This window comes from Paracraurococcus lichenis, from assembly GCF_030657435.1.
GTDB lineage: Bacteria > Pseudomonadota > Alphaproteobacteria > Acetobacterales > Acetobacteraceae > Paracraurococcus > Paracraurococcus lichenis.
Map to the genome: position 1 here is coordinate 1 of NZ_JAUTWS010000112.1, position 11038 is coordinate 11038.

Consider the following 11038-nt stretch of genomic DNA (forward strand, 5'->3'; position numbering starts at 1 on the left):
ATCGGCTTTCGCCTTTTGCAGAATCGCTGCCGCGCCGCCCATGTACTCCACGTATTTCCTGGCGGCCTCCTCTGGTGGCAACTGATCAAGCGTCGATGGATTGCCGTCGTAGAAGCCCATGTAGCGCTGGTAGACCGCGCGCGAGTTGTGCTTCAGGGAGCCATAGTAGCCACGGTTGAACCACGCTTTGTCGAGCTCCGACGGTAGCCTGATCATGTTGGAGATCTCGACCCCGGTGTAGCCCCTGTTCATCAGGTTCACCGATTGGTCGTGGATGTATTTGTAGAGGTCCCGCTGCTTCTTCCAGTAATCGATGATCCTGGCGTTGCCCCACATCGGCCAGTGGTGCGCCTGGAACTTCACCTCCGTGCCGTCGCCGTAGAGCTCGATCGTCTCGTTGATGAACTTCGCCCATGCTAGCCCGTCACGAACCTGCGCCCCGCGCAGGGTGAGAAGGTTGTGCATGGTGTTGGTCGTGTTCTCCGCCATCCACATGGCGCGGAACTGCGGGAGATGGGTGTTCATCTCCGCCGGGGCCTCGGTGCCCGGCGTCATCTGGAACACCATGCGGACGCCATCGATGGTGACGTCCTCGCCGGTCTGCCTGATCTCGCGCGTCGGCAGGAGCAGGCCGCTGTTGCCATGACCGACCGTCTGGCCGAGGCCGGCATTGACGCCACCCTGCGGATTGCGCGCCAGGAGAGGCCCGTACATGTAGATGCCGCGCCGCGCCATGGCGTTGCCCGCGATCACGAACTCGCTGATCGCGTGTTCGGTGAATCCGGCCGGCGCGATGATCTGCACCTTGCCGGCGCGCACCTCTGCCTCTTCGACGAGGCCCCGGACGCCGCCGAAGTGGTCGCCATGGCTGTGGCTGTAGACGACGGCGAGGACGGGCCGTCGGCCGAGATGCTGGCTGACCAGCTCATAGGCCGCCTTCCCGGTCTCGAGGTTGCTGCCGGTGTCAAGGATGATCCAGCCGGTGTCGCCCTGGACGAAGGTGACATTGGCGAGGTCGTAGCCCCGCACCTGGACGATGCGGTCGTGGACGCGGAACAGGCCGTACTGCATGTTGAGCTGGGCATTGCGCCACAGGCTCGGATTCACCGTGTCCGGTGCGGGCCTGTCGACATCGATGAACGACTTGTACGCTTCCAGGTCCCAGACGATGCCGCCTTTCGCATCCCGGATTATCAGCGTGTCGGGCCGCGCGATCAGGCCACGCGTGGCGTTCTCGAAGTCATCGCGGTCGTTGAAGTTCAGATAGTTCCGGACCGCCTCGTTCGCCGCCCTGGTTGCCGCGGTGGCCGGCTTGGGTTGCGGCCCGCTCGCTGCAGGCTGCGCCTGGGCGGTTCCGACAAGGCGCGAGGGCAGACCGAGAAGCGCAAGTGCCGAGCCCGCCGTCATGATGTCGCGTCGGTTGAGGTCGGTGCGCTGAGAAGTGCCAAGAGCGGGGTGACCTTTGGCCATACGTCCTCCCTGCCGCTGACGATGCGGCTCCAAGCGGATTGCCCGAACAGTCCCCGGAGATGTGGGGCAGGTTCCATCGATCGAAACGTGCATCTCAAGACAATTCAGGAGCGGCCCCTGCGGCGGGTGCCCCTTTTCGGGCCTTCGTGCCTGACTGCTCCGCAATTCGTGAGTCGTCGGGTTCACCGGCGATCCGTGATCGTTCGACGGACCGCCCGGGCAATCGTGCCGTGCAGCGGGAAGCGATGGCCGTGCATGGTGCGATCGACTTGCCTCCTGGTCCACTTCGCCGTTGCGGCCGTCGTCGGCCCGACTTTTGGTGCGCTTCCGCGGCCTGCCGCGGCGCAGTCGGTACCGGGCGGATGGACCTTCAGCCTGGAGAGCTACGGCTGGCTCACGGCCATGACCGGGACGGCGGGCGCAGGGTCAGTCCGGGTCCCCGTGGACAACAGCTTCATCGACACCCTCAAGCAGGCGGACTCCGTGCTCGCCTTCAGCGGCCACGCCGAGGCGCGACGCGGGCCGATCGCGGTCTTCCTCGACGGCATGTGGTCCCGGCTCGGCGTCGATGACGTGTCCGCTGGGCCGGCCCGCGTCGACGTGACCAGCACCTTCGCGCTCGCCGAACTCGGCGGCGCCTACGAGGTGCTGGACCGGGGTTTCTACTCCGGGCGGGAGCGGGGCTGGTCGCTCGAGGCGCTCGCTGGCGGTCGCTACACCTATATCGGCAACACGATCGATCTCCGGGGTGGCGGGTCAGCCAGCAGCAACGTGGACTGGGTGGACCCCTTCGCAGGGCTCCGCCTTCGGGTGGCTGTCGCGCCGCGCTGGGATGCGTCGCTGCGCGGCGACATCGGCGGCTGGGGCGCCGGATCGCGCTTTACCTGGAACGTGCAGGCCCTTGTCGGCTACCGATTCCGGCTGTTCGGGACCGATGCGGCCGCCGTCTTCGGCTACCGCGCGCTGTCGCAGGACTACGAGAGCCGGCGCCTGGTCTGGGACGTGACGCTGCATGGGCCGGTCATCGGCCTGAACCTGCACTTCTGAGGCGGATGCGTTGCCCCGAGGGCAGCATGCCTGCATAGCACCGCGGAGAATCCTATGTCGCGACAGGAGGTTGTGGGGAAGGGCGGTGACCTGATGGCTCTGGTGCTTGGGGCGGAACGCTGCGGCCGGCTGATCGACGCTGCACCGGAGGTCGATGGTTTGCCCGAAAGCCGGGCCTTGGGTCCGCTGCTGCGGACGGGGTGACCGACCGCCTCTGCACCGAGATCCGGTCCGTGACGCCGGGGCTGCTGCCGTCGCCGCCAATGGCGCGGCGTGGGCGAGAACGAGCGAGTTCGCGCCGGCCGGATGGTGGTCCCGGCGAATGTCAGGACCCAACGCGTCCGGGGCTGGTCACGTGGCGCCGAAGGTCCGCTCCCCGCCGAGGCCGTGTGAAAACCCAGCTTGCAGGCCGGAGCCAGCGTCGGTCGGCAGCGGGGCGCGGCGCTTGGCAGACACGCGGTGACCTGGTCGGCGCCGGACGGGTGAGTCCGGCGCCCCTATCTGGCCGGGATGGCTTCGAGGAGCGGCCCGATGCCCTTGATCGCGATCACCCGCTTCATGTTGTAGGCCAAAACGTGGAGACTCATCTCCGTACTGACCCGTTTCATGGTGCGGGTCAGGAAGTGCGCGGCGCCCATCCAGGTCTTCAGCGTGCCGAATGGGTGCTCGGCCGTCTGTCGTCGCAGACGCATGGCGTTCGGCTGAGCGTCGAGCCGGCGCTGCATGGCATCCAGGACGCCCTCATGCTCCCAACGCGTGATGCGGCGCAGCTTGGCGGGTGTGCACTGCGCCTTGATCGGACAGGTCGGGCACTTGGTTGTCCAGTAATGCCGCAGCGTCATCCCGTTCTCGTCGACGCGGTTGAACCACCACTTCATCGTCTCGCCCGCGGGACAGCGGTAGGCGTTCTGCTCGGGCAGGTAGACGAAGTCCTGCTTGCCAAATCGTCCGTCCGCCTTGGCGCCCGAGGTCATCGGCTTGGGCACAAGCGGGATATGGCCGGCCTGCGTGCAGGCCAGGACCTCCTCGCCGGCGAAGTACCCCCGGTCGGCGAGGACCGTCAGCGCCTCCGTGCCGATGGCTTCGCTCGCCTTGCCCGCCATCGTCGAGAGCTGGGTGCGGTCGTTCCCGATGTTCGTCACCTCGTGCGCGACGATCAGGTGGTGTTTCGTGTCCACCGCGGCCTGCACATTGTAGCCCACGAGGCCGGTATCCTTGCCGGTCGTCGCCATCGCACGAGCGTCCGGATCCGTCAGCGAGACCTGCCCATCCGGCGCCGCGCGAACCGCCGCCTCCATCTTGCGGAGATGAGCCATGCGCTCCTCAAGCCGGGCAAGCCGGTCTTTCAGCCGCTCGGTCCGGAGACGCGCCGTCTCCGCGTCCTGGCGATCTGCGGTCTCCAGCGCGGCGAGGTAGCGCGCCACGCTCGCCTCGGTCTGCTCCATACGGCGCCGGACGATGTTGAGGGTGTAGTTCCGCTCGCGGGCGTTCACCGCCTTGAACTTGCTACCGTCGATTGCGACCGAAGCCTCGGACAGAAGGCCGAGCTCGCGGCAGAGAAGGACGAAGCGCCGGCAGGTCGCCCGGATTGCCGGACCGTTGTCCTTGCGGAAGTCGGCGATGGTCTTGAAGTCGGGCGCGAGCCGGCCTGTCAGCCACATCAGTTCGAGGTTCCGTCCGGCCTCGCGCTCCAGCCGCCGGCTGGAGGGAATGCGGTTGAGATAGCCATAGATGTAGATCTTCAGCAGTGTCGCCGGGTGATAGGCGGGCCGGCCAGTACGCTCGGGCACGATGCCCTCGAAGCCGAGCTCAGCCAGGTCCAGCTTGGCGACAAAAGCATCAATGACGCGGACCGGGTTCTCCTCACTGACGAAGTCGTCGATGCTCTCGGGCAGCAGTGTCGCCTGGCGTCGGTCCTCGCCTTCCACAAACCGCTTCATCCCGGCCTCCAAGTCGACGCCGGAATCCTATCACACCACAGCGTTTTCACACGGGCTGCGCCCTTCTCGGACCTTCGTACCCGGCCCGCCAAGGTCTGCTCCTGGGAGTGAAGCGGCCATCCCGTCGAGACGGCTATGGCCCGCGGCATTCCGGCACCTCGCGGCGGTGATCGTTGGTCACCGGCGCAGGTGAGGCGCACGCTGCTGATCGGCTCCACGTCTGGCGGAGGCTGACCTCGCTACGTCCTCCCCAGCATCAGCCCTTGCAGCCCTGAGCTACTTCTCAGTCCGGCCAGGATCGGACAAAAAGGAGCCCGAAGCACACTTGGGATTCCTTCAGACCGCCGCTTGTGCTTTGTCGTGCTCGTGGACAACCACGGAGCTGAGTGTGTCGAAGAAATTCTTGACCGACGTGATCGTGCAGGCTGCCGAGGTGCCCTCGTCGCGGGCCAACCAGCTTGCCGCCGACATCATCGCCGCGATCAAGGGCGAGATCATTGAGACCGGTCGCTTTACCCTACCCGACTTCGGGGCGTTTGTTGTCCGCGAAACGCCGAAGCGGACCGCCTTGAACCCCCGCACGGGGGAGAAGGTGGCGGTGAAAGCCGGCGCCACAGTGAAGTTCAAGGCGAGCCCTGCACTGAAGGAAGCGGCCCTGGCCGGCCTCAAAAAGGCTAAGCGGAAAGCTGCGAAGGGCTGATAGGTGCCTGGCCCGCGCGGTTCTACCGTGCGGGCTTCCATCTGGCATCGAGCGCCGTCACGCCTCCTCCGGTGGGCGGCACTCGTTAGCGATTGGCCTGCTGATTGCCATGAATTTGGTCTCGCTCAGGTGCGAGCGCCGGGTTCGACCCGGAGGCGACGTTCCGAACGGAGTTTGGCGCCGGGTTCACCGTCCGCCAGGCTGGACCTTGTGCGGCGCAAAGCTCTTGATGTTTGCGCCTCCCCGGCGGTCTTCGGGATGAATCCGGTTGAGTTGCGTCGGAAAGTGCACGATCCTCTGCCAGTCAGGGAGGCGGCAATGGCCAACGGCGGCAACCCAGGCGACGGCATTCTCCGACAGCACAGGAACTCCCGGGGCAACGTCCTGCTCGACCCCGCGAAGCCGAGACAGGCCGCAGGGCCGGGCCTCGCCCGGCCCGCGGGGCGTCACGGGCCGTGATCACGCCCGCCTACGCCCGCACCATGGCGGCCTACAACGCGGAGATGAACCGCCGCATCTACGCCCCCGCAGGCGTGCTGACGGATGAGCAGCGCGGAGCGGACCGCGGGCTCTTCTGGAGGTCGATCCACGGCACGCTGGCCCACATCCTCTGGGCCGACCTGCGCTGGATGGCAAGCCTCGCCGGGTGGCCTCCTCCACCGGGGATCCCGCAAGACAGCGCGGGGTTCATCGCGGACTTCGCCGAACTGCGCGAGAGGAGGGTAGAGGCGGACGCCGGGATGGTGGCCTGGGCCGGGGGAATCGGCGAGGACTGGCTCGCCGGCGAGCACGTCTGGTTCAACCGCATCACTCAGACCGAGATGCGCCGCTCGAACGCGTTCCTGGTGGTGCACGTCTTTACCCACCAGGTCCACCACCGCGGCCAAGTCCACGCGGCGCTGACGGGCTTCGGCGTGCAGACAGCTGACACCGATCTCTGGGCCGCAGTAGAGCAGGAGGCGTGAGGCAGCCAGCGTCTGGTACCGGCGCGGGAAGATCGCCCTCGCCACCGTGAGAGTCCTTGGAGTGCAGGAGAAGGTCTTCGCAGCGGGAGGGCACGAGCCATGGCATTCGACTTTGGCGGCAAGCGGGTCGTCGTGGCCGGCGCGAGCCGCGGCATCGGGCGGGCAATCGCACTGTCCTTCGCGCGGGCCGGGGCTGGGGTGTCGATCTGCGCGCGCGGGGCGGAGGACCTCGCCCGCGCGCATTCCGAGATCGCCGCCAACGGGCACCCAACGCATTCCTCGGTCTGCGACCTCGCGGACCGCGACGCCATCTTCCACTACGTCGAGGAGGCCGCGTCGGCGCTAGGAGGCATCGACGTCCTGGTCAACAACGCTTCGGCCTTCGGCGCCAAGGACGACGAGGAAGGTTGGGCCGGCGGCGTCTCGGTAGACCTGATGGCGACGGTGCGCGCCGGGCACGCGGCGCGTGCCTTCCTCGAGCGCGGGGATCACCCCTGCATCATCAACATCTCCTCCGTGGCCTCGCTGCGCTGCGGTGCGCCGCGCCCGGCCTACGCGGCGATGAAGGCGGCGGTGAACAACTATACGGTGTCGCTGGCGGGGGTTCTGGCGCCGAGGGGAATCCGGGTGAACGCGATCGCGCCGGGCTCCGTCGAGTTCCCGGGTGGCCGTTGGGAGCGCGCGCGGCTCAACGGCTCGCCGCTCTACCAGGCGATCCGCGCGAGCATCCCGTTCGGCCGCATGGGCGAACCCGAGGAGATCGCCGACGCGGCGCTCTTCTTGGCATCGCCCTACGCGCGGTGGATCACCGGACAGGTCATCGCCGTGGACGGCGGAGAGAACCTTCAGGGCCTCTGATACCAGTCCGCCGAGAGGCTGACACACGCTGCGGCTGACGGATCGACATCAGGATGTGTGTCCCCGGTGCCTGCGCGATGTGTCAACGGCAAGGCGGGTTGGTATGACAAGCTCGGCCAAGCCGCCGCGGGCGCCGAGATCCCGAGTTTCGCACCGCCTTGCTCCGGCCCCAGAAGGTCCGCTTCTCGGACATCCCGAGGCCGGATTACAGCGCCGGCCGACTTGCGGCCCGGGTAGGGCGGGCAGGCCCTTTTCCCTGCCCGTCCCCATGTGGCCTCGCGTCAGCCCGTCACGGCGTCGGCACCGAGCGCCTCCACGAACAAGCCTTCGACACTCTCCACAGCTGCTCCCTGGTCACGCTCGTCGCGCAGCCAGTCCAGCACCTCGCGGTTGGCGGCCAGCACGGCGTGGATTGTGTCCGCCTTGGCCGGTGCGGCCAGCTTCGGGTGCTGCTCGATGGTGCGGATACGGTCGGCGAACTCGGCCTCCCACAGGTCGGGGTCGCCCATGTCGCGGCAGGTGCCGTCGCGGCTGCGGATCGGCCACGCCATCGCGCGCCAGCCAATCGCGACGTCGTTGTCGTTGCCCGGCACCGCGGAAGCGTCGGTCGCCGGTGACGCGGCCGGCAGCGGGTTGGCCGCCGCGGACGCATCAGCGGTCGGTGCCGACTCTGCCGCGAGGTTCGGCACGTCGCGTGGCTCCGGCGGTATGTCGGCCGCCTCCTCGACCGTGATCACGCCGCGTAGCGCGTCCGCGAAGGCGTCGCGGATGGCGAAGCCGCGCGCCCGCAACATCAGCATTCTCGCGGGATAGGTCACCCACGGCGTTGGCCCGTTCGGCCCCGTCTTGCCCCACAGCCGCGCCCGCTTGGCGTCCGCGACCGAGAAGGTGCGCCGCACCGGCGGGTGACCGCGGCGCACAACTTCACACCAGCCGTGCTGGTCATCCCCCCCTCCCTCGACGCCCTCACGAATGCTGACGCAGGCGGGGTGCGCGCGCACAAGCGTGAGGGCCGCGTCGCCCCAGATGGCAGGGCGGCCGTTCACCACGGCGATGCCCTGCAACGCTTGCAGCGGACCGAGGCCGACCTCCTGACCCCAGAGCAAGGCGCCGAGGATGTCGGCCACCTTCCCGCGGTAGTCGCGCGGGACGAGGCTCGATTGGGCCAGCACCTCGGCGAGACGCATCATCTCAGTGACGGTGCTCGGCGTGTGCAGCACGCCGCGCGTAAGCATGGGTGCCGTCATCAGTGCCGCCCTTCCACCTCGGGAAGCACGGGGATGGCGAGCGCCGCCAGCGCGTGCGCGGCGCCATGCCCGGTGCAGACATGGCGAACGCCATGCGCCCGGCACACCCGGATCAGGTGCTCGGCTTCCATGGTGCGGCCGAGCTCGATGGCGACGAGAAGCCGGGCGCTGGCGCGCCCGGTCCCGGTGGCGAGGTCCATCTTGTTTGCTGCCTCGCGCAGGAAGGTGCTCGACAGCGTCACGGGTGGCAGTCTGGGGGTGGTAGCCATGGCCCTGCCCTCCCCTACGCCGCTGCTGCGGAAGTGAAGGTGACGCTGATGCCCGAGAAGGCTACCAGCACCTCGGCCGCGGCTTTCCGCTCGGTCGCATCGTGCGCTGCGGCGTAGTGCTGCGGCACGGCCGCGACCAGGGTGAGGAAGGTGAATACAGCGGCGAAGGCCGCATCCTCGCCCACCTCCTCGGCGAGCGGCAGCCACTCGCCGTAGCGCAGGTGGTACGCCGCCCGGAACGCCGCGCCGTCGGCGAAGACCTCGCAGCAGCGCAGGCCGGCCATGACGAGGGCAATGTCGCCCGGGTGGTGCGGCGAGGGATGGTCGATGATCGTCACGCCCGGCATGGCGGCGAGACGATCGCGGCTGGATTGGTCTATGGAGAAATGAGCCACTGTCCTGCTCCTGCTAAGCGGGGTGGTGGTCAGGGCCGGGTGGGAAGGTGGAAGCTCCTGCTCGGCCCGCTTCGCCTCTTCTTGCGAAGCATAGACATAGTACCATGCAATACTGTACCGAGCACATTAAGCTAAGATACGCCATCAATTTGTAATTTGTGCCGCTTTCACAGTGTCTTGGCGCTTCGTTTACGGGTTACAATACTTCATCCTAAATCGCGCAGGCCGATGAAAGCCACCCCATACCGTCCTGTGTCTTTCGGCGTGGCGACGCTTCGGTTCAGAGCCTGCTCGTTGCTTCAGGTCCAGCCGGCGCCGACCTGCCCAACCGCCGTGCCACAACAGAGCACCAGTCCGTGGTGGCGCGGTTCGCATCCCGCAACAAGGACCGTCTGTTCCTGCGACGAGGCTGCTGGAGTAGCGCCGTGCAGACCACCAACGACCTGGCCTCGCCGCCACCCCTCATCCAAACCTGTCAATCGGCGTGCAATCGGGACCCCGGATCGGCGCCCAAAAGGGACCCCCTTGGGCTGTGCTGATGCGCTGCCTGGTCGGCTGCCCCGGAGCCGGAGGCGGAGGGGCGGCCGACCAGGCAGCGGCGGCCTCGGCGTTCGGGTGATCAGGCGCGGTTCTTGAACCGCCAGCTCTCGTTGCCGGTCTCGACGATGTCGCAGTGATGCGTCAGCCGGTCCAGCAGGGCGGTGGTCATCTTGGCATCGCCGAACACGGTCGGCCATTCGCCGAATGCGAGGTTGGTGGTGACGATCACCGAGGTCTGCTCGTAGAGGCGGCTGACCAGGTGGAACAGCAGCTGCCCGCCGGAGAGGGCGAACGGCAGGTAGCCGAGCTCGTCGAGCACGACGAAATCCAGGCGGCAGAGATGGTCGGCCATGCGGCCGCCGCGTCCCGACCTGCTCTCGGCCTCGAGCCGGTTCACCAGGTCGACGACGTTGTAGAACCTGCCGCGGGCGCCGCTGCGGATCAGCGCGCGGGCGATGCCGATCGCCAGGTGCGTCTTGCCCGTGCCGGTGCCGCCGACCAGGACCACATTGCGCTGCTGGGGCAGGAAGTTGCCGCCCACCAGGTCGCGCACGAGCGTCTGGTTGACCGGCGTCCCCTCGAACTGGAAGTCCTCGACGTCCTTGGCCAGCGGCAGCTTGGCGATGGTCATCTGGTACTTGATCGAGCGGGCCTGCTTTTCCGAGATCTCGGCCGAGACGAAGTCGCCGATGACCCGCTGCGGCTCATGCTGGCGCTTCACCGCCGCGGCGATGATGCCGTCGAACGCTGCCTTCATGCCGTACAACCTCAGCTCGCCCATGGTGGCGAGGATCTCGGACCGTTCCATCACATGCTGCTCCTCAGGCTGTCATAGCGGCTGCAGTCGGCCAGCGGCTCGTGCTGCAGCCTCAGGGCGTCGGGGATGAGGATCGGCGCCGGAACCGGCGGATCGCGCCGGCGGGCCAGGATGTTCAGCACCACGTCGGCCGAGTGCACGCCCTCGCGCAGCGCCTCGGCGCAGGCCGCCTCGACCGCCGTCAGCCCGTCGCTCAGCACCGCGGTGAGGATGCCGACCATCTGCCGGTCGCCATCCTCGGCGCTGCGCAGCTTGCGACGGATGCGCTCGAGCGCACTTGGCAGCAGCCAGTCCTTGAACGGCGCGCCGTTCCGCAGCGCCCCGGGCTTGCGCGCCAGCACGGGGACGTAGTGCCAGGGGTCGTAGACCGTCTGGTCGCGGCCAAAGCAGCGCGGGTGCTCGCCGACGACCCGGCCGTCCTGGCGGAACTCGATCCGCTCGGCATAGGCGCGGATCTCCACCGGCCGGCCGACTGCGCCAGCGGCGACCGAGTAGCGGTTGTTGTCGAACCGCACCAGGCAGGTCTTCGACACCGCGGCCGGCACGGCGTGGAAGCCGTCGAACCGACCGGTGTAGGGCACCAGGCCCGGCCGCTCCGTCTCGAACACCTCCCAGATCGTCCGCTCCCGCTGCTCGGGATGCCGGTTGGCCCGGGCATGCGCCACACAGCGGTCCAGCAGCAAGCCATTCAGCCCCTCGTAGCTCCGCACCCGCAGCCGCGGCGCAAAGAACCGCTCCCGAACCAGCCCGACTTGGTTCTCGACCTGGCCCTTCTCCCGTAATTACCCAC

At 67.9% G+C, this 11038-nt stretch carries 10 protein-coding genes and 1 pseudogene; 4 read left to right on the plus strand and 7 right to left on the minus strand.

What is annotated here, in order from left to right:
• A partial coding sequence (locus Q7A36_RS35580) for an alkyl/aryl-sulfatase (protein ID WP_305108544.1) occupies nucleotides 1-1470 on the minus strand: 1470 nt, incomplete at its 3' end.
• A gap of 255 nt (nucleotides 1471-1725) precedes the next feature.
• Here Q7A36_RS35580 and Q7A36_RS35585 point away from each other — a divergent pair.
• Nucleotides 1726-2517 (plus strand): hypothetical protein, encoded by a 792-nt coding sequence (locus Q7A36_RS35585; RefSeq protein WP_305108545.1) that lies wholly within the window; start codon nucleotides 1726-1728, stop codon nucleotides 2515-2517.
• Between the two features lie 497 nt (nucleotides 2518-3014).
• On the opposite strand, the gene Q7A36_RS35590 is transcribed toward Q7A36_RS35585, so the two are convergent.
• Nucleotides 3015-4457: an IS1182 family transposase gene (locus Q7A36_RS35590; protein WP_305108546.1), complete on the minus strand. Its 1443-nt coding sequence runs from the start codon at nucleotides 4455-4457 to the stop codon at nucleotides 3015-3017.
• A gap of 388 nt (nucleotides 4458-4845) precedes the next feature.
• Between Q7A36_RS35590 and Q7A36_RS35595 the strand changes: the two genes are divergently transcribed.
• From Q7A36_RS35595 to Q7A36_RS35605, 3 genes are all read left to right on the plus strand, one after another.
• Nucleotides 4846-5157 carry an HU family DNA-binding protein gene (locus Q7A36_RS35595; RefSeq protein WP_370655768.1) on the plus strand — a complete coding sequence of 104 codons (312 nt, stop codon included), beginning with the start codon at nucleotides 4846-4848 and terminating at the stop codon, nucleotides 5155-5157.
• Nucleotides 5158-5612: 455 nt separating this feature from the next.
• Nucleotides 5613-6122 (plus strand): DinB family protein, encoded by a 510-nt coding sequence (locus tag Q7A36_RS35600; protein ID WP_305108548.1) that lies wholly within the window; start codon nucleotides 5613-5615, stop codon nucleotides 6120-6122.
• Nucleotides 6123-6221: 99 nt separating this feature from the next.
• On the plus strand, nucleotides 6222-6980 hold the full coding sequence (locus Q7A36_RS35605; protein WP_305108549.1) for an SDR family NAD(P)-dependent oxidoreductase: 759 nt from the start codon (nucleotides 6222-6224) through the stop codon (nucleotides 6978-6980).
• 281 nt (nucleotides 6981-7261) lie between these two features.
• On the opposite strand, the gene Q7A36_RS35610 is transcribed toward Q7A36_RS35605, so the two are convergent.
• The 5 genes and pseudogenes from Q7A36_RS35610 to Q7A36_RS35630 all read right to left on the minus strand — a co-directional run.
• Nucleotides 7262-8227, minus strand: coding sequence for a recombinase family protein (locus tag Q7A36_RS35610; RefSeq protein WP_305108550.1), 966 nt, complete (start codon nucleotides 8225-8227; stop codon nucleotides 7262-7264).
• Entirely contained in the window at nucleotides 8227-8496 is a 270-nt protein-coding gene (locus Q7A36_RS35615; protein WP_305108551.1) for a hypothetical protein, read from the minus strand. Before Q7A36_RS35615 ends, Q7A36_RS35610 begins: the two co-directional genes overlap by 1 nt.
• A gap of 14 nt (nucleotides 8497-8510) precedes the next feature.
• A complete protein-coding gene (locus Q7A36_RS35620) occupies nucleotides 8511-8891 on the minus strand; it encodes a hypothetical protein (RefSeq protein WP_305108552.1) in 381 nt (126 codons plus the stop codon).
• A gap of 619 nt (nucleotides 8892-9510) precedes the next feature.
• Complete coding sequence (gene istB, locus Q7A36_RS35625; RefSeq protein WP_305108553.1) at nucleotides 9511-10239, minus strand: IS21-like element helper ATPase IstB; 729 nt, start codon at nucleotides 10237-10239, stop codon at nucleotides 9511-9513.
• Nucleotides 10136-11024 (minus strand): annotated as a pseudogene (locus Q7A36_RS35630) (Mu transposase domain-containing protein); the annotation flags it as partial. The gene istB and the pseudogene Q7A36_RS35630, both read right to left, overlap by 104 nt.
• Between the last annotated feature and the right edge of the window lie 14 nt (nucleotides 11025-11038).